The organism is Moraxella oculi, from assembly GCF_023336735.1.
GTDB lineage: Bacteria > Pseudomonadota > Gammaproteobacteria > Pseudomonadales > Moraxellaceae > Moraxella > Moraxella oculi.
Map to the genome: position 1 here is coordinate 1 of NZ_JAMBAQ010000011.1, position 23,822 is coordinate 23,822.

A 23,822-nucleotide genomic window follows, 5' to 3' on the forward strand; every position below is an offset into this window, starting at 1 on the left:
CAAGCATTTAGTCGGTTTATTAGATTTTCAAATCAAACCTATGCCAATACAAACATCGCCTATCAGGCGTTTCGGCAGGTAAACAATCGGGTATATTTGTCTCAACCTATTATTGGTGGTAATGGTTTTTATTCAGGAGGGTTGTCTGGGGATGGAAATCGCACATCCTGAGTTAAAACGATTGACTACTCTTTAATATCAACAGGAAGAACTACCCCTAGGAATTTGACTGAGCAATTGGCAATGAGGGAGGTGAGAAGTAACCCAAGGGGTAGGAAGCTGCCTATCAAAATGTCGGATGCAAAAAATGGTTTATATGCCAGAGATGGATGGGTTAAGAAAGCCCAAAATGTTAATGGCGTAGAAATACATTATGTCGAAAATATTAATACTGGTTTAAAAATCGATTTTAAGTTTAAGGATTAAGAGCATGAGTATCAGTTTGAGTTTCTTCAAAAATCTTGATAATTTACTAAAAGATGTTGAAAACAACAATATTGTTGATGAGTGGTATTTATATGACTTTATAGACAAAAACATAAAAAGATTAAATGCTCAGCAGTCATTTGATATTTTAAAATTGTATGTACCTTACATGATAAATATGTATTCTTTCGATTATGAAATTTTAAACATATTATTTGCATTAAAAGATCGAGCAAATACCAATGAAAAATTTTATACAGAAGATCAAAAATATATTATTTTGAGTATCTATCATCAAGATGTTGAGGTGGATAGAATTAAAGATATTTTTTACTAAATCAGCCAAGAAGAAATGGGTTATTTATTAGTAGTAATGGTTTTTATTATGCCGATAATATGAAAATAACCCAATATTCTATAATAAATAGAGTAACAGTAGTTTAGTTAAACGATGGTACGAAGTTAATAAAAGGAGCAGTTAGATCTTATTAAAAGAATTCCAAATACTGTGGCACAAGTCGTTAAAGCTAATGATATGACTATCACTAGCTTTGGTATGGGTATGGTTGGTTACACCGCCGTCATTAATAATAAGAATGGTAATGTATGGATAACAGGCGTTGAAAAAGAAACTTCAGGAGGTTGGGTGAGCTATAGAGCAGTTCCTGAAGTTGGTATCAATCTTAACTTGAAAGAAATTGCTAAGAGTATTCAAGAATCGTCTCATTCCCCTACTAAGGCAACAAGGATGGTGGGTCGAGGCATATCAGTTAATTTTGGTAATGTTAGAGAGGGAATGGAGGCTGATGATATTGATCGAGTCATACAAGGCAGTTCTATCGGTATTCAGGCATGCCATGTTATATGTGGTGGTGCAATCAGAACCAGTGGCGGACAAACCATCTTAACTTATGGTGTTGGCAATTCACAAATCGGCATCATAGGTGGTAACATGGTTCAGCTTACTGAATCAAGGAAACAAGATTTTTTTAAAATACTAAGGATTATGCAATGAAATGCCTGACTGACAGAATAACGGACTGCCTAGTCTTTTTGGCATTCATTATTCTTTTAATCTTTATGCTATCAATGTACCTATCTGGAAACATGAACTTTGAGAAAGGCGTGTATGACAAAAAAGAAGATAGACCAACGATGGGGGAAATTGACAATTTATTGAATGAGTTGACGAGTAGCATTTCATCAGAAAAAGATGAATTTGAGGTAAGAAAAGTAAATGTTGTATATAAGCGTTACCGATATGACAATCTAAGCGATCAAGAAAAGCGATATCTGAGCGATATGATAAACAACTCATCTAAATGGATTTGGTATAATCATGGAAAAGATGGAGTTAGGGATAGCTTTTATTACTGTTATAATCAATTTGAACTAATTTTTACCAAAGGTGTAGAACTCAGTATGGATGATGAGAAAACTGTGGATAATGCTTTTTCTGTGAGTATTGGATGGCAAGACACTCATAGTGTATGCCGGAGGAATTTTTTAGCCCTGCAGGATGGAATGAGCCCGCCCTAAGATACTGGCTATCAATAAAAATTCGCTATCTAACAAGATAAACCATTATGTCAAACAACGAAATTCACCCACCGTTTTTTGGTCAAGCCTCAGATGAGATTGGATCGCTATTTAATCTAAAAGAATAATCGGTCAAGTTGCTTTATGATTTTTTAAAAAATTATCATCAAGATAGCTGTGATGAATTATTTGTCAGATACGGCTATGCCCAGCTCCTTAGGGATGATCCAGAAATTTTTGCACAATCAATGGTGGACAATCTGCGAAAAATTGGCATGATGGGATTTTTGGTGATTATTATTTTCAGTATAACTATGACTGGAATGAGGGGATTGCTTTTAATTATTTTTTACTCCAAGAAGGTCCGTTTTTCGAAGCTTTTGTTAATGACTTTAAGTATGTTGATGGCTATGTTTATTATACAGTGGTTGATGGAGCGTGGCCAGAACCTGACTGCTACTTCGATTCTAATTTAAAACTCAAGCGTATTAATCTGAATAACAACCAAATCGAGGTTGTTGATCCAGCCAAATATCAGAAGATTTATCAACAGCTAGACAAACTATCTTGGCGTGATATAAAATGGCTTGATAACCCAAACAATAGATGTTCGGTGAAATTTCCCGAAAAATGGGGCTAGCTCAACCTGGTCAGACTAAGATAATAGCAGCCAAATTTTTAATAAGTCACTCGATGACTACTTTTGCTAAGCACCCTCATCCACCAAGCCAAACTGTTAGCTGCCATCACCGCTGCTTATGCAGATGAAGATGTCAACACCGCCGCAAGCATGGCTGAAGAGGCGGTGAGGTGGAATGCGATTTATTATAATGAAGGTAAGATGATTGAAGCAGATCAGGATAAAGCAAATGAGATGGCCAAAGCTATTAGTGATGATGGAAATGCTGGGTGGAGATTTCCAAGAATTAAAAGGCAGGCTGATCGCTTATACCAACTAAACACCAATAAGAATTTGGAAGTGCAAGTTGATGTTAATGATTTAGGTGAATTGAAAATAATCGGAGATTCATGGGAGTCTTTGTCTGACGGTCGACAGAAAATTGTAGTCAGACCAACTGCTTATAATGTATGGGCGGTTACAGGAAGCCTGACATTAGTAAGAAGAACTGATGGAACCTATGGCGTGTTTGATGATACCTATGATTTTGAGCATCACTCAGGCATTCTAGCAATCCCTAGAAACATTGAAACGGTTATTGGTGCTCCAAAATGCACAGCAATGAGTGGCTGTACGGCATGTCATATCAAATTTCACGGTAATTTTGATAAAAAGAAAATAAAAAATCTTAAGGAGTTCCAATGAGAAAACGCATGGTATTTTTTATATTTTTTCTGTTAATTGGTAGTATGATTGTTTATTCTTATAAACAAATTTTTTTCCTAAGAAAGATTTGGCTTAATGGTGATTATTATGCCGTTGAGATGGATAATACATTTTTTGAGTATCTGTCGCTGAGAAATAAAAAAGAACTTGGAGCAATCATAGATCGCACGGAGCATAATAACATTCATTTTATCATTTATACTAAAGGAGAAGTATGCGATGATTCACAAGGCAGTATGTTTGAATATTTTCCAAATGATATTATGTATGCTGTTTTAGATAATTCTGGAAATCTAATGGCATTTAATAACATAGATGACTATTACTCTTACACATCCTCAAACAATCTCAAGATTAAAAATTTGCATATTGACATCAAGGATCTGTTTAAAATAGAACGAGCAAATAAAGCAGCGAGAGAGTCAGGCTGTCTTTACTAAATTGAACGCAGTAAAACAGCAGGAAAATTGATGGAGATTGGATATGATATACCTTGATCATCTTTTTATATGCTTACCCTTTTTTACTTTTTATATTTTTTTATTATTATGAAAAATTTCAGTAGATTTCCTGCTGACATATCACATGCTTAACTTCGATAAAGCCCGCGCAGGTTGAGTTGAGACAACGAAATCCAACAAATACAGTCAGGACATCAATTATTATCTGAAGATGGCTCTTGGCAAACCGTCAAATCCATCAGCATCACCCATGCCTACCTCGTTTCAGCTGGCAATGATTGCAATGCAGGTGCCATTGGTGCTACCATAGGGGAGATGTGGGCAGACCATCAAACAGATGACCCAAACACCCTAACCCAAACCCAAAAAGACACCCTCATCCACCAAGCCAAACTGTTAGCTGCCATCACCGCTGCTTATGCAGATGAAGATGTAGGCACCACCGCAAGCATGGCAGAGGAGGCGGTGAGGTGGAATGGGACCTATATTGATAAAAATAACGAAGTTAAAAAAGTTATTTTAAATGGCGATAAAGGAATTTATAAATGTAATTTTCAAAATGACAAATGCATCGATCCCCCAATAAAGATTGGAGAATCCATGTTTGAAGATGCTTTTATTAGTCCTGACACAGGAAAAGCTGTTGGCAAGGTTTATATTGGGGAAAGTATAGATGGGTATATTTATGATCTAAATACAGAGGCAAACAATGATACAAAAATAGCATTGGTATGGAAAAGTCTCCCATATCAAAAATATGTTTACGGAATGGGCAATTACGATATCAAGAAGGCTTACGGTAATGGTGAGACCAAAACATATCATGGGTATTTATTTCAGGGAAAATATATCACTCTAAGAGAAGGTGGTAACATATTAGCTGGAATGAATGCAGCAATATTAGGTGTGCCATTTGAAGAGTTTCAAAAAGCTAGCGGTGCTTTGCATGCTGGTGGTAAACTGGTTCTTATCCGACATAAAACAACTGATTATGTTTATGGAGCATACCCCAGATACGGAGAAATAGATTATCAATATCTAAGAAGTAAATATGGTTACCAGTTGGGTATAAAAAGAATAGAATGTAATATAAGCAATCCAACTCTCTTGAAGTGTGAAGGTAAATAATTGCAGGATTCTGATTGAATGGGTTTTCTCAAACACAAATGGTATGGAGTCATGAAAAAAATATATTTTGCCATAAAGCTCTTTGTATTATTGAGCTGTGCTTTCGTTATGTATATCACCATCGTCTTGCTTTCCTATGAAAGTTATTATTACTGCAATGAGAAAGGTTGCTTAACTTTTGTTGAAACACAAAAAGGCAGGGATACGGTTATTAAGATTTATGATAAAAGAATTTATAGCAGGTTGCAGATGAAAAATGCTCCTTATATGGAGCTTTATCCTGAGTACCTTGCTTATTTTGAAGAAAGCGACTCAGGGTTATTCATTGTGCGCAGTAACTTTTATCCACAAGTTACAAAAGGCAAGATGAATAATATACAATTCGTCATTTCTGATTACGAATGTTGCGGAGCCTTATATAGCGACTTAAACTTTTATATGATCGTATTTTAAGCTTTTAACCATCCAATCAAAGATAAAAAAATATCATAAAACCATATAAAAGCAAAAGGAATTGTACCAAAACAACATTCTGTTATATCAGTTTTATAGACGATGGTTATTCGTGGTCGCAAGGCAAGCCCATATTCAGTCAATCTAGGTGCTGTCTCATACACCATCATTGCAAATCTTTTTAAAGGTAAGTATATCACTCTAAGAGAAGGCGGTAACATATTAGCTGGAATGAATGCAGCAATCCTAGGCGTGCCATTTGATGAACTTCAAAAAGCTAGCGGTGCTTTGCATGCTGGTGGTAAACTGGGTCTTATCCGACATAAAACAACTGGTTATGTTTATGGAGCATACCCCAGATACGGAGAAATAGATTATCAATATCTAAAAAGTAAATATGGTTACCAGTTGGGTATAAAAAGAATAGAATGTAATATGAATAATTCCAATTCTTTGGGATGTGAAAATAAATAGCTAAACGGTTTAAAGAAAGTGTTCATTACTAAATATATATTAAATTTTTATCTAAAACTAATTTTTTTTATTTTAATATCTGTGCTTTTTTTATATGTATTTATAGCAAAAGAAACAGCTTATTATTACTGTGACGAAGTTTGTATAACAATAATTCAGCACCATAAAGGCAGAGATACTTTTTTTAGAGTTTATGATGGCATTATAATTAGTAGGAATGCATATTTAATTATTCCTTATGCTGAATACCCTCTTGAAACATACATATATATAAAAAGAGAGAGAAAAAATGGAAAAATAATTGTGGAAAATTTTACCAAACCAGTGAAATACAAAGGAGTTTTGAATAATGTAGATTTTCATATATCATCTTATGATAGTAATGAAATTAGATATAGAGATCTAAGATATGCATATTTAATTTTTTAGTTAAGGTATGTGAATCATCTGGTAACTTAAGTATAAAATAATGAAAAAAGGAGGTATGGTAAATGATGTCAAACAATCGGTATAAGAAGAGGGTATTGGTATTGCAGATAACATCCTAATATTGGCAGCTGCAGAATGTTGAAGGAAGATTCCTTGGTATGCAAGCCTGTCTTTTGCCTGCATTGGTGTATCTAAAGGTGAAGGTAAGGAAGGTGCTGTCATCATATCAACAGGAATTGGCAATACACAAATTGGTGTCAACGGTAGCGTCATGCGTCCATTGACAGATGAAGAAAAAAGAGACATTAAGAGAGTTAGGGATTTTACGATGAAAATACTGACATGAGTCATACAAGCAATTGCGACAATAATCTTGATGGTGATAGTCGGCTTTTATTTTTATCATCTGTACAAACCAAAGCAAATTGACCCTTATCGATAGGCTAATCCTTATTTGTATAATTATAAATACTACAACCCACCAACCAAAGAGGAAATGTCGCAACTTGTTGATAGGTTAGCCAATGATGACCAATCTTATGATGGGCAATTCTATAGCAGAAAGGGTAGGTTCTCTGATAGTGGTTTTTCTAGAGAGTTTATGTATGATAAAACTGATGAAAGAACCAAAATGGTCGACAACGCAAGTTTTATTAGACTAAAAGTATCAAAAGGATATATATTGCAAAGATGAGATACGGGTTGAATTTGGAATGAGGAAAAAACCATGTTCAGCAAAAAGAAAAGTTTTTTGTTGGGGTGTCTTGGGCTGCTGATAACGAATGCCGCACATACTGGTGGGGTGGTAAAAACCCTCGTGCATTACAGCAAAAGCCATAAACCAAACTCTTGGCCGCCAACACCGCCCGCAAGCATGGCAGAGGAGGCGGTGAGGTGGATGCTGCTTATGATAATAAGTTTGGAGCAAATACGCCAAAATCCAATCAAAGAGAGGCTGATAAAATGGCTTTCTTATTAAATGTAGAAAGTCAAAGTTAATAAAGAAAACTTGGATTACCACCATCAGATTGATACAAATGAAAATTTAACCATAAGGTCAATGCTGATGATGTTGTAAGATTTTGGCAAGTTGTTGGGAGCTGACTATGGACTGCCCATAAAATTCTGTGATAAGCAAGAAGTGTATCATTTGGTGGCATGCAGACAAATATTCTTATGTGATTAATAGGCATTCAGGCGGCTTGAATATTTTAAAAAGGAGATTCGGAATTTGAAGTTTTTAAAGATGCACACAATCTGGATAGAGAATGCTGTGGTCGGCTTGACTTGAGGGCATAAAATAAGTTCTCATTCTTATCAAATGAGAACTTATTTTTTTAATTTGATGAATTAAAGATTACTTGTCGTCTTTGACTTCAGTATATTCAGCATCAACGACGCCATCATCTTTTGGTTGCGATTGGGTTTGCTGGGTTTGCTCAGCACCTGAACCGCTTGCATCGGCATAAATCTTTTGACCGATTGGCAAGAATGCGTTATCCAATGCTTCAAGCTTTGCCTTGATGTTATCAACATCATCTTCACGCACAGCAGTCTCAAGCTCACTGATGGCAGATTCAACCGTCGCTTTTTCTTCATCGGTAACCTTGTCGGCAGCATCTTTTAGAGCTTTTTGTACACCATGAATGCGACCATCTGCTTCATTTCGCACATTGGCAAGGTTAGCAAATTTCTCATCTTCTGCCGCATTCGCTTCAGCAGCACGGATCATCTCTTCGATTTCTGCATCAGACAGACCTGAATCTGCTTTGATTTGAATGGATTGTGATTTTCCTGTGCCTTTGTCTTTGGCAGAGATGTTCATGATGCCGTCAGCATTGATGTCAAAGGTAACCTCAATTTGTGGTACGCCACGCGGTGCTGGTGGAATGTCGGTCAAGTCAAAGTTGCCTAACAGTTTGTTTTGATTGGCAATCTTACGCTCCCCTTGATACACCTGAATGCTGACCGCTGGTTGGTTGTCTGCGGCCGTTGAGAACACTTGTGATTTTTTGGTTGGAATCATGGTGTTTTTCTCAATGATTGGTGTCATGACACCACCCATTGTCTCAATGCCTAGTGTCAGTGGTGTAACATCGAGAAGTAGCACATCTTTTTTATCGCCAGAAAGTACCGCACCTTGAATCGCTGCACCCATTGCTACTGCTTCATCAGGGTTCACATCTTTTCTAGGCTCTTTGCCAAAGAATTCTTGTACTTTTTTCTGTACCAATGGCATGCGAGTCTGACCACCAACCAAGATGACATCATCAATGTCAGATGCTGACAACCCTGCATCTTCTAGTGCGGTTTTGCAAGGAATGATGGTGCGAGCCACCATCTCTTCGGTCAGGCTTTCAAGCTTAGAGCGACTGATGGTAAACACCAAGTGCTTAGGACCTGTGGCATCTGCGGTGATGTACGGCAGATTGACTTCGGTAGAAGTCGCTGACGATAGCTCAATTTTGGCTTTTTCGGCGGCTTCTTTTAGACGCTGCATGGCAAGGGGATCGCCTGATAGGTTGACATTTTGCTCTTTTTTGAACTCTTCTACCAAATAATCAATCAGTGCCAAATCAAAGTCTTCACCGCCCAAATGCGTGTCGCCATTGGTCGATAATACTTCAAATTGTTGCTCACCATCAACATCGGCAATCTCGATGATTGATACATCAAAAGTACCACCGCCTAAGTCATATACTGCCACGGTCTTATCGCCACCTTTTTTATCCATGCCATAAGCTAAGGCAGCGGCAGTTGGTTCGTTAATGATGCGTTTGACATCCAAACCTGCGATTTTACCTGCATCTTTGGTGGCTTGACGCTGAGCATCATTAAAATAAGCAGGAACAGTAACGACTGCTTCAGTTACGGTCTCACCCAAATAGTCCTCGGCAGTTTTTTTCATTTTGCGCAAAACTTCTGCTGAGATTTGTGGTGGTGCTTGTTTTTTGTCATTCACCTCCACCCATGCATCGCCATTGTCTGCCTTGACGATTTTAAAAGGTACTAATGAGATGTCTTTTTGTACCACTTTTTCATCAAAACGGCGACCAATCAGACGCTTAACCCCAAACAGGGTGTTCTTTGGGTTGGTAACCGCTTGGCGTTTTGCAGCTTGACCAACCAAGATCTCACCGTCTTTAAATGCGACGATTGATGGAGTGGTGCGTGCACCTTCTGCATTCTCAATGACTTTAACCTTGTCGCCTTCTAATACGGCAACACAAGAGTTGGTTGTACCTAGGTCAATACCGATGACTTTAGACATGATTGTTCTCCGATTTGTTAAGTTAGCTTTTGGCAAGTTTGTACTGTGATTGCCAATCTTGCCATTTATATTTGTGTCAAATTTTGGTTTTCAAGGGAAATTTTTAAAAATTTTAAAATTTAATAAATTGTTTAAGCTCTTGAAAAATCTAAGAAAATCCATAATCAAACGCTTGATTCAACACATAAAAAAGCATTTGCCATGGTCAAAATCCGTCGCGCTTCTGCGTACTTTATGCGCCTACTAAGACCATCGCAGGACGGATGGAGCGATCGTGTAGAGTATAGCCTTTTTGTAGAACATGCCCAACCGTGTCTTTTGCCACCTCAGGAGCTACGCCTACCGCTTCGTGAATGTCTGGGTTGAATGCTTCGCCCACCACGCCAACTGCGATGACGCCATTTTTTTCTAAGGTGGCAAGCAAGGATTTGTGAGTCAGTCGCAATCCTTCTAGCACGCTCTCGTCAGCCCCCGATTTTTCGCCAGCGTCCAAGCCACGCTCTAAATTATCCACGACTTCCAATAAGTCCTTGGCGAATTTTTGTAGAGCGTATTTTTTGGCCTTTTCGGTCTCTTGCTCCATGCGACGAGCAGCATTATAGCTGTCAGCATTGGCACGAGCAGCGGCTTCTTTGGCGGCTTGCACTTCGGCTTGTAGTTGAGAGATTTGTTCAGTTAGAGCAGGCGTGTCATCTGCTGCCTGTGTTGCCGCCTCTTGGGTATCGTCGATTGGTTGAGTTGTTTGGTCGTTCATGATATTACTGCCTTTATAAAGATGAATGGTAATGCCTGTCTTGATAAAGGCATTTGGCAGTTTTTCAAGGGTAAAAGTAGGTAAAATTTATTAAGGTGGGGTGGGGTAATGCTTATTTTTTGGATAAGGAAAATCATTACCCTTGAGCGATAACCATGCCGAGATGCTCTTTACTCAAATCATGTATCAAAGATGCGGCATTGTCTGGGCAGGCTGTGCTGACGATTTTTTTTAATCGTTCCCCGAGAGTTAGGTAGTGATAACGCTCGGTGATTCTTTGATCCAAAGCCTGGTGTGCCAAGCTTTGCCAATGTGTGAATGCCATCTGGCTACTGATGAGTACATAAATGGGTGTGTCCTTGTCTTGGCAGATGGTCTTTAAAATGGGCCCAATTCGTTCAAAGTTGTCGTCAAGTAGGCTTGGGCGAGTCCGCTCATACCAAGTGATGACATCAATGTGTACGCCACGCTCAGTTAGGGTGTCATGCAGCAATCTGCGACCTCCCACACCAGACCAAATCAGCACTTGATCGCCTGTGGTTAGGGAGTTAATCTGTGGAAGTCTTAGCATGCCTTCGTTATTGGCGGTGGTGGGTAAAATGGGCATAAAGCCAGCGCTTGTCAAACAGTGTGCTGTTGCTTTACCTACGGCAATCATTGGCGTGCTGGGTTTTTTAGTCAGTTTGTTAAGATGCTTGATGGCACGACTGGCTGATTCTACGCTGGTAACAATCAAGGCGTTGTACTGATCATTTTGCCAGGCAAGCAGATTGTTTTTGTCATTAATATTGACAAAAGTATCTTTAATATCAAGTAGGGGTAAATCCACCACCCTCACACCGTCCATCGTGCGAATGTCATCACCACGATGGAGGGGGCGAGTATTAATGATGATGGGCGTCATCACCATACACTTCTTTTAAAATCTGATCGGCACCTTGGGCGAGTAACTCTTCGGCGACCACTACGCCAAGTCGTCTTACCGCCTCTTCATCATCGGCAGTATGTGATACAGTGATGCTGCGCTCAGCTTTTAATAGAGTCTTTCCATCACTGCTGCCCACACGGCCACGCAAGGTCAATACATCTTGATTGATGGTGGCAAAACCAGCAATTGGCACTTGACAGCCGCCTTCTAAGGCGTGATTCATTGATCGCTCACTTAGAACACAAAGGCGAGTAGGCAGGTGATTCAGTGGGGCAAGTAGGTGTAAAATCTCATCATCATCTGCACGGCATTCAATCGCTAGGGCTCCTTGACCGACTGCAGGCAAGCTTAAGTTATCATCAATTTCATGACGAATGCGTTCATTCAGTCCCAATCTTTGAAGTCCGCTGGTGGCCAATATGATCGCATCATACTCATCAGCGTCAAGCTTAGATAAACGAGTGCCGACATTGCCACGCAATGATTTGATGGTCAGATGGGGGTGGTGATGTCTGATTTGGCATTCTCGGCGTAAGCTTGAAGTTCCCAGTACTGCTCCTGCTGGCAAATCTGACAAATGCTTGTATGTATTTGAAACAAAAGCATCGGTCGGTGCATGTCTTTTGCAATACGCTCCAAGCGTCAGACCTGCTGGCAGCACCATGGGTACATCTTTTAATGAGTGGACAGCGATGTCGGCTTGTTTTTCATACAAGGCATTTTCAAGTTCCTTGACAAATAAGCCTTTTCCACCAATTTTGGCAAGGGGTGTGTCCAAAATTTTATCGCCTTTGGTAACCATTTTAAGCAGTGAAATCTGCAAGTCTGGGTACAAGGATTTTAGAGCATCTTTAATAAAATTTGCCTGCCAAAGAGCCAATGGGCTTTGTCGGGTTGCGATGGTTAGGGTGCGAATATTCATGACGGTTTTATCAATTAAATAATCGCTATTTAATCATAATAATCATCTTTGGGCAAATTTTATCAACTTTTATGATGATTATTATGACAAATACTGGTATTTGATAAATTTTGAAAGAAGCTTGGGTAAGCATCGGCGAGAAATGGTTAGTGGTGTTGCCATGCCGTATATCGTCAATGATTTTCCATTGATGGCTTGAATGTGTCGTATGCTGACAAGTGTGTTCCTGTGAATGCGAATGAACTCATCAGGATGGGTGGATTGAAGTGATTTTAGGGAGTCGTTAATGAGTGTGGTGCCATATTGATGATGGATTTTGGTATACTTATGCTCAGCTTGGCAGTACAAGATGTGTTCAATCATGATGCGTTCCGTGCCATGGTGGGTGCGAGTGATGATGGTGGTCTTATCTTGCTGTTGGGCAAGCGTTGGTCTTTGGAGTTGTGTTAATATGTTCAAAACTGGGGGAGGGTGATTGTCATCATATTGTCCAAATCCATGCACGCCCAGTGATAACAGTTCAAAAGATGGTGCTTGATGCCGACTAAAAACCACAATTGCAGGGCGTGATGCATGATGCTGCCCCAGCGTCTTGACGACAGCGTCTGTGTTTACAGAGTTGATGTCTAGCATGATGACGGCAGGAAGATCGAGCTGTATTTTGGCGATCGCATCATTTGCCGTATTTACAATCGTCAGCGAATGACCAGAATCATGCAGAGTAAGCTTGACATGATGTATCAAGCCATCATGCGTACTTAATAGTAAGATTTTCATAACAATGTGCTTAAATAGGGTTCATCATGGCATGTCATGCTAACAAGACAGGCTTTGATGAAGTCTTGGTCTGCTAAATTGACCAAATACTATTGCTAAGTTGTGGGTTGATTGAAGATGAATAATCCATGCTAAGGCTTGATTATTACCATCGCTTTAATTTATGATGGTCAGTGAATGCAGATGCTTGATTTGATGAATGGAGTTTTTCATGGTTGCATTGGTAAAAAACAGTGCAACGCTAGGTCAAAAACAAGCAAGTAAATTTACCAGTTTGCCCAATCATATCAATAATTTGTTGAGTTATCAACCGATTTGATATTGGGGTGTGGCATGCCCTTTTGGCGGTGCCATGAACTGATTCACTAAGGAAATGTCATGACAGAAATATTTAATCCCAATGCCAATCTTGTCCTATGTCGCAAATATGGACAAAAATTACCAAAGTTGCCAGCACCGCCTTTTCCCAATGCTAAAGGGGAGGAGATTCAGAACACTGTTTCAAAAAAAGCATGGGATGAATGGATTGAATTGCAGACCATGCTGATCAATGAAAAACATTTAAGTATGGTTGATAAGGAAGCGAAAAAATTCATCGCTTTGCAACGCGAGCTTTTCTTTGATAATGGTGATTACGAACGACCAGCAGGATTTAAGCCTAAGGAAGGTGTCTGATGAAACAGGTGCAAGGCGTGTTTGAGCCAATTTTGACAGGTGCTGATCGCCCACAAGTGCTTGATGAATACCCAGTGGTTCATGTACAACCAGTGGCATGGGGAGAGATGGATGGCTTTCATCATCTTAATAATGTCGTCTTTTATCGCCATGCCGAGTCAGCACGCATCAGCTATCTAAGAGCATCAGGCATGGTAGAGACTCGTACAGACATCATGACAGTTTTGGTGGCTAACAGTTGTCAGTATCAGCGCCCTGTAACTTATCCTGATACGCTACTGATTGGTGTGCGTATCAAAAACTTGGGCAATACCAGCGTGGTGTTTGAAAAGGCGTTTTATAGTACTGCTCAAAACGCCATCGTCGCCACAGCCGAATCTGTGATGGTGCGTGCTGGTCAAGATGGTCAAAAGGTTGCCTGGGCTGATGACGAGCGAGCTGCGTTTATGCAGTTTGAAAATCGTGAGTTGTAGTCGCATCATCAGCTTGTGATTGAATTTTAGCAACTCCAACATATTTTTTGGAGTTGCTGTTCTTATTTATTGGTTTTGTAAAGCTTCTATTAATCTGGTGTGAATGCTCTCAAAGCCGCCGTTAGACATGATGATGATGGCATCGTCGCTCTGTGCGTGCGACACTATATGGGTGATGATGGCATCTGTGCTGTCTAGTACGAGCTGGTTTTTGGCATCGCCAATCGCCTCTTTTAAACCCCATGCAAGGTTTGCTGGTTCATACCAAATCACGGCATCAGCCAAGGCAGCAGATGGTGCTAGATCATTCTTATGACTGCCAAGCTTCATTGTGTTGGATCTGGGTTCGATGATGGCCCAGATTTTGCGACCGTTTAGGCGTTTTTTTGCCCCATCAAGTGTGGTGGCGATGGCGGTTGGGTGATGGGCAAAATCATCAAAAATTAGCATGCCATTAATGTCGGCAATCATCTCCATGCGACGCTTAATGCCAGCAAAATCAGACAGGGCTTGACAGGCTTGATGAATACCAATGCCAATGTGATGGGCAGCTGCGATGGCGGACAGACCGTTATTGACATTGTGCAATCCACTCATGTTCCAACGCACTTCACCTGTTTCATTCCCAAAGGAGACTTGCCACATGCTACCATCTGCCTGTAACAGCTTTGCCTGCCATGGTGCATCACTGTCATTATCATCAAGTTTGGTGCGAACCACAGGTGTCCATGAACCTTTTTTTAGTGTGTCTTCAAGACTGGCTGTATCTGCTGGCATGATGATTTGCCCATTCGCTGGAATCATGCGAATCATGTGGTGAAACTGGGTCTGAATTGCTCCTAGATTTTCAAAGATGTCAGCATGATCAAATTCTAAGTTGTTCAAAATCGCTGTCGTTGGGCGATAATGGACAAACTTGGAGCGTTTATCAAAAAATGCCGAATCGTATTCATCAGCTTCAATGACGAAGTATTTTTCGCCCAAATGAGAGCTGTGAGCAAATGCTTGTGTTAAGCGATTGTCGTCTGTCTTGACAAGTGGCACACCACCAATCAAAAAGCCTGCATCAATACCAGCATGTTGCAGTATCCATGCAAGCATGGTCGTGGTGGTGGTTTTGCCATGCGTGCCAGCAACCGCAAGTGTGTGGCGGTCTTTTAAAACGGTCTCGTACAAAAACTGCGGTCCAGAAGTGTAGGGCAGATGAGCGTTTAGCATGTACTCAATGGCCTCCATGCCACGCTTACAAGCATTACCAACCACAACCAAGTCAGGAGCTGGCTGTAAGTGTTCTGCCTTATAGCCTTCCAAAATCTCCACACCTGCCTTTTGTAACTGGGTACTCATTGGTGGATAGATGCCCGTATCCGACCCTGTTACCTTATATCCCAAATCACGAGCCAATAAAGCAAGCGATCCCATAAAAGTGCCACAAATGCCTAAAATATGAATGTGCATTATCTTACAACCTGCTTAAATAAAAAAATGTGAGTTTGTCAAATAGTCAAATGTGATGAGTTTAATCCAGTGACGATCAATGCTGATTCATGGCTGATTTTTGATGATATTGCCAAGCAACTTTAATAAAATCACCAAAATCACAATGAATAATGCCATTGTCCAAGCAGGAATAGATAAGCCAAGCAATGTCCAGTCGATGTGTGCACAATCACCATTGCCAGCCAAAACCACGCTTAGCACTTCTGTTGGAGGTAGGGTTTGCATCCAGTAGTCCAGCCCAGGTCCGCAGCTTGGTACGGCAGCGGGGGAATATTGCAACCAAGTATGACGCATTGCCACACTCAGACCCCATAGCGTTCCAGCCATACTGCCTAGCCACAGTACCCACCGTATTGCTTGATTTCTTGGGTTAAAAACTACTGCCAATAAGGCAAACATCGCCATTATCCAAAGACCAATACGCTGGAAAATACATAAAGGGCAGGGGTCTAATCCAACCGTCAGCTGTAAATAGCCAATGGCGATTACTGTCGCTGTAATGGCAAGCAATACTAAACAAGCATTGATGGCACGATAGGTGAGCGTCATAAGGTTTACCTATTTAAAAATTTTCATGAAAGTCTAACGATAGGCTTGAATATGATCATAAAAATCAACCATATCTGCCGCCTCGATTGCTGCTTGATCTTGTCGTGATTGTTGGGCGACTTGATCAAAATGCTGCTCTTTTGCATGGCTAAGTGTGTGCATTAATAGCTCTTTTTGATGCTTTTGAGCCAGCATCTTACCCAATGCCCAAGTGTTGCCCAAACGCATGCTATCCGCCTCAATTTGAGCTGAGAGTGTCAATGCGGTATTTTTTGCTTTATCTTGCATCAGTGCCAATGCTAAGCGGTATTCATTGCCACCATGATAAGCATCAAAGGCATCAGCAATCACTTGCATTTGATTGAGATGATGAATGACCCAAGAGTGAAAATTTACCTGAGTGCCACAATCATCGATAATCTTCACACCGTCAGCACGACCATGGTTAACGATGGCGTCAATGTTGTCTTGTAGGCGTTTTTCTTCGACTTGGTGCAAGTGCGGTGAGTTGGTCAGTAGGCAATATAATGCCAATATCTCTAAAAAGCACGCTGCCGACATCGTGATGCCAATGTCGCTGTACGGATCAAGATCAATGGCTCGGAATTCTACATAGGCAATGCCACGACTTGCCAAGGCGGCAGTAGGGGATTCTCCAGATTTGGTTACCTGTTTTGGACGAATCGGACTATAAAATTCATTTTCAATCTGCAAAATGTGGCTGTTGATTTGTAATGGGTTGCCATCTTTATCATCAATGCCAATCTTGGCAAAGTCAGCAAAAGGTGTGCTGATTGCACGACGCAAGCTTGCGATGTATTCGTTTAGATCGTTGTAGCGAATGTCCAAATCTTTTTGGGCACTGTTGGTGTAGCCAAGCTTACTCATTCTTAGACTGGTACCATTGGGTTGGTGATAGCCACAACCATCACCAAATGGGATCAGATCGTGCTTTCTCCCACTTAAAAAGCTGCCGCACACCGTGGGGCTTGCACCTAAAAGGTAGAGTACAATCGGTGTTAATCGTTTAAAATTGCGGATTAATCCGAGGTATTTGGCATTTTTAAACTGAGTAAAATCTGCATTCTCATTTTGAGCATTGTTTGTGTCGTTGGCATGTTTAAACCATTGACCGAACAAGTCATCACCTACCGAAAGATTGTAGTGTAGACCTGCGATTGTTTGCATTTTGCGACCATATCGCACGCCAAGCCCTAGGCGGTAGAGAGTCTTGAGTTTGCCAATGTTGCTTGTGCCATAGTCGGCCAAAGGTATGTCGCTGTCAGTATCTGAAAGCATGCACGGCATCGACATTGGCCACATCAGTTCATCATTTTCTAGGCTTTGATGCACGAGCAAATGCAGATCTTTGAGCATGTCCAACGCTTCCTTGATCGTTGGCTTTGGTTCGGTGATCAGTTCTAACAGGTTTTCGGAGTAGTCGGTTGTGATATAAGGATGGGTGAGTTTTGAGCCAAGTTTGATGGGGTGAAAAGTCTTGGCGGCATGACCATCAGGCTGCATACGAAGCCCTTCTTTTTCGATGCCTCGTTGCATGCCTGCAACCAAATTTGGCGTAAACCAGCTTGGCAACATAAAGGTGTGAATTGTCATAAAATTTCCTCAAATCGTGCCTAAAAATGTCTTAGTAATGCTCGGACATGAGTGTTGAGATGGTGCTGATTTTGTGTGAAGTCTTAGACACCGACAAAAAGTTAGCGACTAAGTTACCTATTATAGACCTAAGCGTTCGTAATGGCAAAAGAAAATCTGCTACTTGTCATTTTTTCAAGATGAAATTTTTGCTATACTAGGGCGATTTTTATTACATTTTAAAGGTGAGTCATGGCAACTTTTTTATCGCCTCAAGAACAACTGCTACTCTTAAAGCGTGGCGTGGTTGAGATTTATTCAGAAGAAGACCTGTTAAAAAAACTTGCACAAAACCGCCCCTTGCGTATCAAGCTGGGTATGGATCCCACCGCTCCTGACTTACACTTGGGACATACGGTCGTGCTTAATAAACTGCGTCATTTTCAAGATTTAGGACACGAAGTACTATTTTTGATTGGTGATTATACTGCTCGCATTGGCGACCCCACAGGCAAAAATACCACTCGCCCACCTTTATCCGAAGAAGATGTCAAAGCCAATGCCAAAAGCTATGCCGAGCAAGTTTTTAAAATTTTAGATAAAGATAAAACCAAAATCGTCTTTAACTCTGAATGGTTTGGCAAGATGAGTGCAGGCGATATGATTGGCTTGGCAAGTCAGCTTACTGTATCAAGAATGCTAGAGAGAGACGACTTTTCCAAGCGTTATGAGAGCCAAACGCCCATCGCCATTCACGAATTTTTGTATCCGCTTGTCCAAGGTTACGATAGCGTGGCAATGCGTGCCGATGTAGAACTTGGTGGTACCGACCAAACCTTTAACCTTTTGATGGGGCGAACATTACAGGCACGCTACAATCAAGAGCCACAGGTGTGCATGACAATGCCGATTTTAGAAGGGCTTGACGGTGTACAAAAAATGAGTAAATCGCTTGGCAACTACATTGGTATTAGTGAGCCTGCAGGCGTGATGTATCAGAAAATCTTATCAATACCAGATACGCTGATTGGTCGCTATTTTGAACTTTTGAGCTTTAAACCAATGGGTGAAGTCAATGCCTTGCTTGATGAAATGGCAAATGGTCGCAATCCCCAAGAAATCAAAAAAATCCTTGCTTACGAGCTTATTGAACGCTTTCACGACAAAGAATCTGCCGAAAACGCCCATAGATCAGCAGGCAATCGCCTGGCCGACGGTGAATTGCCGATTGATCTGCCAGAAGTTACGCTCACCATTGATGGAGATAAGCTGTTCATCGCTCAACTGTTAAATCAAGCAGGATTGGTCAAAAACTCTGCACAAGCCAAAGATGCTCTAAAAAATGGTTCGGTCAAAGTGGACGGAGCGGTAGTTGGGGCTGATTTTGCCCTAGGAAAAGGAGCTGTTGTTGTGGTGCAAGCAGGGAAGAAGGCGTTTGCTAGGGTGAGTGTTGTTTAGCATAAGATACGCCAATCTGTGTGGGGTTGGCGTATTGCTTTTTTAATGGAGTAATCATGTCACAAGAGTTGATTTGGCTGATTGGCGTTGTTGTTCTTTTAATTATTGCCGTTTTATTGATCAACAGGAAAAGCAATCATGAGTATGTTAAGCATGATGACAATGAAAAATATCAAAAAGAAATTGTAAACCTTAAAGATGAAATTATTCGTCTAAAAGATGGATTTTATTCACAAAAAATACAGTTATTAGAAGATTTACAAAAAGAAATTCAAGATAAGGCTTTAAAAATAGCCAATTTAGAACAACAGCTAATTAAGCAGCAAGCAGATTTTCAAGTGAATTTAGATAAAGAAATTAAACTTGCTCAAAAACGCTCTACCAATACGCAACGCAATGTTATTAAAGGACAAATTTCTGAACAATTCGTACCATTTTTGGCAGGATTTTCTTATAGTCCTGCTGACTGTCAATTTTTGGGAAAACCGATTGATTATTTGATTTTTCATAATTTGCATCGATGTGCAGATGGCGAAGTTGATATTGATGATGTTGAGGTTGTCTTTTTGGAAGTGAAAACAGGCAATGCCAAATTAAATAAACGCCAAGAAATATTAAAGGAAGTTATTAATCGTGGAAAAATATCATTTAAAACCACCCAAATACAAGATAGCAATGATGTGCCATTTGTGGTAATTTCTGATAATATGCAACTCAATCATAAAGACACAAAAACCAACTTAACTCGTCAAGGTGAAAAATGGACAGCCCAAGAAGAAGAAATGTTAATTGAATATTTTGATAAAGGGTTGGATATTACAGAGTTAATGCAATTACATAAAAGAAATCGTGGCGGAATTGTTTCTCGTTTGAAAAAATTGGGAAAAATAGAGCCTTGATGTATTATTGAAAATAAAATGAACATATCCATCCAAACAGGCATCTACCACCATTACAAGGGTAATCTATATCAAGTGCTACAATACCGCCTGCCATAGCCATAAAGGGCGGCTGTTGATTCATGTACTTTGCATGGCAAGGGTACTTGAAATATTTTTTGGTGATGGGTTTGTGCCATTCATAAAAAACAAGGAAATCTTATGCCAACCATCATTTATTTACACGGCCTAGATGCCAATCCTGATGCTAATAAAGCCGTCATTACCGCTAAGCATGCCGAATCGCTAGGCATTCGCACCATTCGTCCTGATTTGAACTGCCCGCCTGACAAGGTGGTTGCCAAGATTTTAAATCTCATTCAGGGCAATGCCGAGTGTGTGCTGATCGGTTCATCGTTAGGTGGGTATTTTGCCACACTGTTATCTGACATGACAGGTACTCCTGCGGTTTTGTTAAATCCAAGTATCCGTCCTGACTTGTCATTCAGACGCTTTTTAAGCGATCATTGTGATGGAGGTCATCTCAATGATGAATCTGTGATTTATCGTACGACAGGTGGCTGGGAGGTCAAACTTGGTGATTTGGCGTGGTTTGAAGCCCATCGCTTAATTCTAAAAAATCCTAGCAAAATCAGAGTTTTGTTAAAAATGGGCGATGAGCTACTTGACGCACATGCCACCAAGATATTCTGCGAAACTCATGGCGTGAGTGTCATCGCCCAAGAAGGTGGCGATCATCGCATGAGTGATTATGACTGCCAGGTAGGGCAGGTATTGGCATGGATTTCATCATTTTTTGATTAATGCTGGAGTGTTGATTATGAATACCTTATATCTGAGTACCACCTCTCCTTATACTCGCATTTTACTCATGATTGCCAAATCAGAGCAGGTGGACTTGGCACTAAATTTTGTCATGCCTTGGGAAAATCCTACCGAGTTGACCACCATCAACTCTTTTAGCCAAGTGCCAGCTTTGGTGCTACAGACAGGCGAGACCATCACTGAGACGCCACTCATCATTCAGGCGATTGCCCCACAGTTGTATGTCAGGCATGCTCATGATTTGCCACAGATGGCTAAGGCATTTGGAATATTGGCACAAGGTGTGCGTGCGTTCTCGCTTCAACGATTCTCCTTAGAAGGACAAGATGCCCATCCTTTGGTAGATCGATCAATCAAATTATTAAAAGACACTCTGCCAAAACTGCCCATATTGTCGGCAAATGCCCCATCTTTAGCGGACAAGGTGCTACTGTGTGCTTTGATTTGGATTGGTATAAGATTGCCACAGGTGTTTGAGACGCTTAGCGATGCAAATCAGCAGGCGGTTTATGAGTTTCATCAAAGCCCACTTATGCAAAAACTGAACGCTGACTCACTAGAATCCAAACCAAGTAAGGTATCTGACATCACGATTGAATGATCTAAAAAAGCACTGTTTTTTAAGAGTGGGCTTGGTTTTATGACGATGCTAAAAATAATAAAAACCAGCCAACTTAGATGATGGGCTTGTTACTGATGTAGCCTTTTTGGGGTTTGATGGTAAGTTAAGCCGACCCCCCAAAAAAAGATGAATCCTGCTTGGCTATGTGAGTGTCATCAGTAAAAGACGATGTTGATTGCCAAAAATCAAAAGGGGCAGTCTATAACTGCATATTTTTAATGTCTTTAGATGAAACCTAACATTTCCAAGCTTCCTAAAATCGGTTACAATAGCCGATCATTTTGACCAAATTAACCATGACAATATGACCCAACAATCCAAAAATTACACAACACAGAATCTGGAAGTTTTAGAGGGGCTAGAGCCTGTTCGCCGTCGCCCTGGCATGTATACCGACACAACTCGACCTAACCATCTTGCCCAAGAAGTCATCGATAATTCGGTGGATGAAGCATTGGCAGGACATGCCAAAAACATCAGCATTACTTTACATGCTGATGGTTCATTATCGGTGCTTGATGATGGGCGTGGCATGCCTACTGACATTCACCCAGAATTTCAGCAATCAGGCATTGAATTGATTTTGACTCGCCTGCATGCAGGGGGTAAGTTTAGCACGGACAATTACGCCATTTCGGGAGGTTTGCATGGCGTGGGCATCAGTGTGGTCAATGCTTTATCCAAGAAAGTGTCGGTCATCGTTTGGCGAGACGGCGTGGAATATGAGATGAATTTTGACCATGGGGTTCCTGTCGCTCCTTTGACACATCGTCCAAGTGCCATCAAAAAAAAGCGAGGCACGCAAGTGCGGTTTTGGGTGGACGAGCGGTATTTTGATCATCCAAAATTTTCCATTAAGGCTTTAAAACACAATCTAAAAGCCAAAGCGGTATTGTCTGCTGGTCTAAAAATTGATTTCATCAGTGAAATTGAGCCGTCTGATAGTGAAAGTTGGCAATATTCAGATGGCGTGGTGCAGTATTTGACTGAGCAACTTGGCGACTTTGAATTTTTGCCAACACCGCCATTTTATTTTAGTTCAGAGCCAAAACAAGGCGAGCGAGGCGGGGCGACTTTTGCAGTCGCATGGTCGACTGATGGCGGTGTGCCAGTTGGTGAAAGTTATGTTAACTTGATTCCCACCGCCCAAGGGGGAACGCATGTCAATGGGCTTCGTACAGGGCTTACAGATGCGTTGCGTGAGTTTTGTGAAATTCATCACCTGCTACCAAGAAATGTTCGCTTGACCGCCGACGATGTTTGGAGCGGGGTTAATTTCATTTTATCGCTGAAATTTGCCGAACCACAATTTAGTGGGCAAACTAAGGAGCGTCTTTCTAGCCGAGAGGCTGCACCACTTGTACAGATGCTTGCGAAGGACGCATTTAGCTTATGGCTGAATGCCAATCCAGATACTGCCAAGGCCATTGCCGAGCTTGCCATTGCCAATGCGGGCAGACGCCTAAAATCAGCCCAAAAAGTTGCACGCAAAAAAATCGTACAAGGACCTGCTTTGCCAGGCAAGCTGGCTGATTGCAAGGGTGATTTAAAAGATGGTGCTGAGTTGTTCTTGGTTGAGGGTGATTCGGCAGGTGGCTCTGCCAAACAGGCAAGAGATCGACATTTTCAGGCGATTTTACCCTTGCGTGGCAAGATTCTTAATTCATGGGAAGTATCGCACGACACGGTGCTTGCTAGCCAAGAGATTCATGACATCGCCATTGCGATTGGTGTTGACCCTGCCAGTGACGATTTGTCTGAGCTTCGCTATGATAAGATTTGTATCTTAGCGGATGCGGATTCAGACGGTTTGCACATTGCGACCTTGATTTGTGCGTTGTTTGTCAGACATTTTAGAGCACTGGTGGAGGCGGGGCATTTGTTTGTGGCGATGCCGCCTTTATACCGCATAGATGTGGGTAAAGAAGTGCATTACGCTCTTGATGATGAGGAGTTGAATGTGATTTTGCAAAAAGCCAAAGGCAAGCCCCAAATTACTCGCTTTAAAGGTCTGGGGGAGATGAATCCTGAGCACTTGCGTGAGACGACCATGAATCCTGATACGCGTCGACTGGTACAGCTTGATTTGGACGACTGGACGCAAGCTCAGGGTGTGATGGACATGCTACTTGCCAAGAAGCGAGCATCTGATCGTAAGCTATGGCTGGAAGCCAAGGGGGATTTGGCGGATTTATCGGCATGAATGACGCTTGATGATCCATCATGAGTTTTGAATGTTAAAAGTATCAAAACATCATTAAAAAACACCATGCCAATCAAGCATGACTGGCATGGTGTTTTGCATGACATTAAGGATGTTT

At 41.0% G+C, this 23,822-nt stretch carries 24 protein-coding genes; 16 read left to right on the top strand and 8 right to left on the bottom strand.

Features of this window, described 5'->3' with window-relative positions:
• Positions 1–430 precede the first annotated feature (430 nt).
• The 9 genes from M2R47_RS06190 (at position 431) to M2R47_RS06230 (ending at position 7,254) form a co-directional block, all read left to right on the top strand.
• A complete protein-coding gene (locus tag M2R47_RS06190) occupies positions 431–763 on the top strand; it encodes a hypothetical protein (RefSeq protein ID WP_249100469.1) in 333 nt (110 codons plus the stop codon).
• 198 nt (positions 764–961) lie between these two features.
• Positions 962–1,441: a hypothetical protein gene (locus M2R47_RS06195; RefSeq protein ID WP_249100472.1), complete on the top strand. Its 480-nt coding sequence runs from the start codon at positions 962–964 to the stop codon at positions 1,439–1,441.
• A gap of 92 nt (positions 1,442–1,533) precedes the next feature.
• Positions 1,534–1,965 carry a hypothetical protein gene (locus M2R47_RS06200; RefSeq protein ID WP_249100474.1) on the top strand — a complete coding sequence of 144 codons (432 nt, stop codon included), beginning with the start codon at positions 1,534–1,536 and terminating at the stop codon, positions 1,963–1,965.
• A 703-nt stretch (positions 1,966–2,668) separates the two neighbouring features.
• Positions 2,669–3,289: a hypothetical protein gene (locus tag M2R47_RS06205; RefSeq protein ID WP_418001188.1), complete on the top strand. Its 621-nt coding sequence runs from the start codon at positions 2,669–2,671 to the stop codon at positions 3,287–3,289.
• Positions 3,286–3,750, top strand: coding sequence for a GAS domain-containing protein (locus M2R47_RS06210; RefSeq protein ID WP_249100477.1), 465 nt, complete (start codon positions 3,286–3,288; stop codon positions 3,748–3,750). Before M2R47_RS06205 ends, M2R47_RS06210 begins: the two co-directional genes overlap by 4 nt.
• Positions 3,751–4,086: 336 nt before the next feature.
• Complete coding sequence (locus tag M2R47_RS06215) at positions 4,087–4,899, top strand: VENN motif pre-toxin domain-containing protein (RefSeq protein WP_249100480.1); 813 nt, start codon at positions 4,087–4,089, stop codon at positions 4,897–4,899.
• Positions 4,900–5,007: 108 nt separating this feature from the next.
• Positions 5,008–5,352, top strand: coding sequence for a hypothetical protein (locus tag M2R47_RS06220; protein WP_249100485.1), 345 nt, complete (start codon positions 5,008–5,010; stop codon positions 5,350–5,352).
• Positions 5,353–5,454: 102 nt separating this feature from the next.
• Entirely contained in the window at positions 5,455–5,826 is a 372-nt protein-coding gene (locus M2R47_RS06225) for a hypothetical protein (RefSeq protein ID WP_249100489.1), read from the top strand.
• Positions 5,827–7,104: 1,278 nt separating this feature from the next.
• Positions 7,105–7,254 (top strand): hypothetical protein, encoded by a 150-nt coding sequence (locus M2R47_RS06230; protein ID WP_249100492.1) that lies wholly within the window; start codon positions 7,105–7,107, stop codon positions 7,252–7,254.
• 358 nt (positions 7,255–7,612) lie between these two features.
• Here M2R47_RS06230 and dnaK read toward each other — a convergent pair whose 3' ends face one another.
• From dnaK to M2R47_RS06255, 5 genes are all read right to left on the bottom strand, one after another.
• Positions 7,613–9,526: a molecular chaperone DnaK gene (dnaK, locus tag M2R47_RS06235; RefSeq protein WP_249100495.1), complete on the bottom strand. Its 1,914-nt coding sequence runs from the start codon at positions 9,524–9,526 to the stop codon at positions 7,613–7,615.
• A 232-nt stretch (positions 9,527–9,758) separates the two neighbouring features.
• Positions 9,759–10,280, bottom strand: coding sequence for a nucleotide exchange factor GrpE (grpE, locus tag M2R47_RS06240; RefSeq protein ID WP_249100499.1), 522 nt, complete (start codon positions 10,278–10,280; stop codon positions 9,759–9,761).
• Positions 10,281–10,416: 136 nt separating this feature from the next.
• Positions 10,417–11,190, bottom strand: coding sequence for a uroporphyrinogen-III synthase (locus tag M2R47_RS06245; RefSeq protein WP_249100500.1), 774 nt, complete (start codon positions 11,188–11,190; stop codon positions 10,417–10,419).
• Positions 11,165–12,130 (bottom strand): hydroxymethylbilane synthase, encoded by a 966-nt coding sequence (hemC, locus tag M2R47_RS06250; RefSeq protein ID WP_249100503.1) that lies wholly within the window; start codon positions 12,128–12,130, stop codon positions 11,165–11,167. The genes M2R47_RS06245 and hemC overlap by 26 nt, the downstream gene beginning before the upstream one ends.
• Positions 12,131–12,211: 81 nt before the next feature.
• Positions 12,212–12,907 (bottom strand): LytTR family DNA-binding domain-containing protein, encoded by a 696-nt coding sequence (locus M2R47_RS06255; protein WP_249100508.1) that lies wholly within the window; start codon positions 12,905–12,907, stop codon positions 12,212–12,214.
• Positions 12,908–13,285: 378 nt separating this feature from the next.
• On the opposite strand from M2R47_RS06255, the gene M2R47_RS06260 reads away from it, so the two are divergent.
• Both M2R47_RS06260 and M2R47_RS06265 read left to right on the top strand, forming a co-directional pair.
• The gene (locus tag M2R47_RS06260) at positions 13,286–13,582 is read left to right on the top strand and encodes an oxidative damage protection protein (RefSeq protein ID WP_249100509.1); all 297 of its coding nucleotides are present in this window, start codon (positions 13,286–13,288) and stop codon (positions 13,580–13,582) included.
• A complete protein-coding gene (locus M2R47_RS06265; RefSeq protein ID WP_249100513.1) occupies positions 13,582–14,055 on the top strand; it encodes an acyl-CoA thioesterase in 474 nt (157 codons plus the stop codon). The genes M2R47_RS06260 and M2R47_RS06265 overlap by 1 nt, the downstream gene beginning before the upstream one ends.
• A 66-nt stretch (positions 14,056–14,121) precedes the next feature.
• Here M2R47_RS06265 and mpl read toward each other — a convergent pair whose 3' ends face one another.
• The 3 genes from mpl to gshA all read right to left on the bottom strand — a co-directional run bounded on the left by mpl (position 14,122) and on the right by gshA (position 17,718).
• Positions 14,122–15,513: a UDP-N-acetylmuramate:L-alanyl-gamma-D-glutamyl-meso-diaminopimelate ligase gene (mpl, locus tag M2R47_RS06270; protein ID WP_249100515.1), complete on the bottom strand. Its 1,392-nt coding sequence runs from the start codon at positions 15,511–15,513 to the stop codon at positions 14,122–14,124.
• Positions 15,514–15,600: 87 nt separating this feature from the next.
• Complete coding sequence (locus tag M2R47_RS06275; protein ID WP_249100518.1) at positions 15,601–16,104, bottom strand: disulfide bond formation protein B; 504 nt, start codon at positions 16,102–16,104, stop codon at positions 15,601–15,603.
• Between the two features lie 33 nt (positions 16,105–16,137).
• Entirely contained in the window at positions 16,138–17,718 is a 1,581-nt protein-coding gene (gene gshA, locus M2R47_RS06280; protein ID WP_249100520.1) for a glutamate--cysteine ligase, read from the bottom strand.
• A gap of 231 nt (positions 17,719–17,949) precedes the next feature.
• Between gshA and tyrS the strand changes: the two genes are divergently transcribed.
• The 5 genes from tyrS to parE all read left to right on the top strand — a co-directional run bounded on the left by tyrS (position 17,950) and on the right by parE (position 23,704).
• Positions 17,950–19,155, top strand: a complete 1,206-nt coding sequence (gene tyrS / locus M2R47_RS06285; RefSeq protein ID WP_249100523.1) for a tyrosine--tRNA ligase — start codon at positions 17,950–17,952, stop codon at positions 19,153–19,155.
• Between the two features lie 56 nt (positions 19,156–19,211).
• On the top strand, positions 19,212–20,054 hold the full coding sequence (locus tag M2R47_RS06290; RefSeq protein ID WP_249100526.1) for a Holliday junction resolvase-like protein: 843 nt from the start codon (positions 19,212–19,214) through the stop codon (positions 20,052–20,054).
• 201 nt (positions 20,055–20,255) lie between these two features.
• Positions 20,256–20,858 (top strand): YqiA/YcfP family alpha/beta fold hydrolase, encoded by a 603-nt coding sequence (locus tag M2R47_RS06295; protein ID WP_249100529.1) that lies wholly within the window; start codon positions 20,256–20,258, stop codon positions 20,856–20,858.
• Between the two features lie 16 nt (positions 20,859–20,874).
• Positions 20,875–21,480 carry a glutathione S-transferase gene (locus M2R47_RS06300; protein WP_249100532.1) on the top strand — a complete coding sequence of 202 codons (606 nt, stop codon included), beginning with the start codon at positions 20,875–20,877 and terminating at the stop codon, positions 21,478–21,480.
• A gap of 325 nt (positions 21,481–21,805) precedes the next feature.
• A complete protein-coding gene (parE, locus tag M2R47_RS06305) occupies positions 21,806–23,704 on the top strand; it encodes a DNA topoisomerase IV subunit B (protein ID WP_249100536.1) in 1,899 nt (632 codons plus the stop codon).
• Positions 23,705–23,822 lie beyond the last annotated feature (118 nt).

Coding starts and splice junctions, on each gene's coding strand:
- M2R47_RS06190 (WP_249100469.1), top strand. CDS start 431: ATGAGTATCAGTTTGAGTTTCTTCAAAAATCTTGATAATTTACTAAAA.
- M2R47_RS06195 (WP_249100472.1), top strand. CDS start 962: ATGACTATCACTAGCTTTGGTATGGGTATGGTTGGTTACACCGCCGTC.
- M2R47_RS06200 (WP_249100474.1), top strand. CDS start 1,534: ATGAACTTTGAGAAAGGCGTGTATGACAAAAAAGAAGATAGACCAACG.
- M2R47_RS06210 (WP_249100477.1), top strand. CDS start 3,286: ATGAGAAAACGCATGGTATTTTTTATATTTTTTCTGTTAATTGGTAGT.
- M2R47_RS06215 (WP_249100480.1), top strand. CDS start 4,087: ATGTGGGCAGACCATCAAACAGATGACCCAAACACCCTAACCCAAACC.
- M2R47_RS06220 (WP_249100485.1), top strand. CDS start 5,008: ATGTATATCACCATCGTCTTGCTTTCCTATGAAAGTTATTATTACTGC.
- M2R47_RS06225 (WP_249100489.1), top strand. CDS start 5,455: ATGGTTATTCGTGGTCGCAAGGCAAGCCCATATTCAGTCAATCTAGGT.
- dnaK (WP_249100495.1), bottom strand. CDS start 9,526: ATGTCTAAAGTCATCGGTATTGACCTAGGTACAACCAACTCTTGTGTT.
- grpE (WP_249100499.1), bottom strand. CDS start 10,280: ATGAACGACCAAACAACTCAACCAATCGACGATACCCAAGAGGCGGCA.
- M2R47_RS06245 (WP_249100500.1), bottom strand. CDS start 11,190: ATGGTGATGACGCCCATCATCATTAATACTCGCCCCCTCCATCGTGGT.
- hemC (WP_249100503.1), bottom strand. CDS start 12,130: ATGAATATTCGCACCCTAACCATCGCAACCCGACAAAGCCCATTGGCT.
- M2R47_RS06255 (WP_249100508.1), bottom strand. CDS start 12,907: ATGAAAATCTTACTATTAAGTACGCATGATGGCTTGATACATCATGTC.
- M2R47_RS06260 (WP_249100509.1), top strand. CDS start 13,286: ATGACAGAAATATTTAATCCCAATGCCAATCTTGTCCTATGTCGCAAA.
- M2R47_RS06265 (WP_249100513.1), top strand. CDS start 13,582: ATGAAACAGGTGCAAGGCGTGTTTGAGCCAATTTTGACAGGTGCTGAT.
- mpl (WP_249100515.1), bottom strand. CDS start 15,513: ATGCACATTCATATTTTAGGCATTTGTGGCACTTTTATGGGATCGCTT.
- M2R47_RS06275 (WP_249100518.1), bottom strand. CDS start 16,104: ATGACGCTCACCTATCGTGCCATCAATGCTTGTTTAGTATTGCTTGCC.
- gshA (WP_249100520.1), bottom strand. CDS start 17,718: ATGACAATTCACACCTTTATGTTGCCAAGCTGGTTTACGCCAAATTTG.
- tyrS (WP_249100523.1), top strand. CDS start 17,950: ATGGCAACTTTTTTATCGCCTCAAGAACAACTGCTACTCTTAAAGCGT.
- M2R47_RS06290 (WP_249100526.1), top strand. CDS start 19,212: ATGTCACAAGAGTTGATTTGGCTGATTGGCGTTGTTGTTCTTTTAATT.
- M2R47_RS06295 (WP_249100529.1), top strand. CDS start 20,256: ATGCCAACCATCATTTATTTACACGGCCTAGATGCCAATCCTGATGCT.
- M2R47_RS06300 (WP_249100532.1), top strand. CDS start 20,875: ATGAATACCTTATATCTGAGTACCACCTCTCCTTATACTCGCATTTTA.
- parE (WP_249100536.1), top strand. CDS start 21,806: ATGACCCAACAATCCAAAAATTACACAACACAGAATCTGGAAGTTTTA.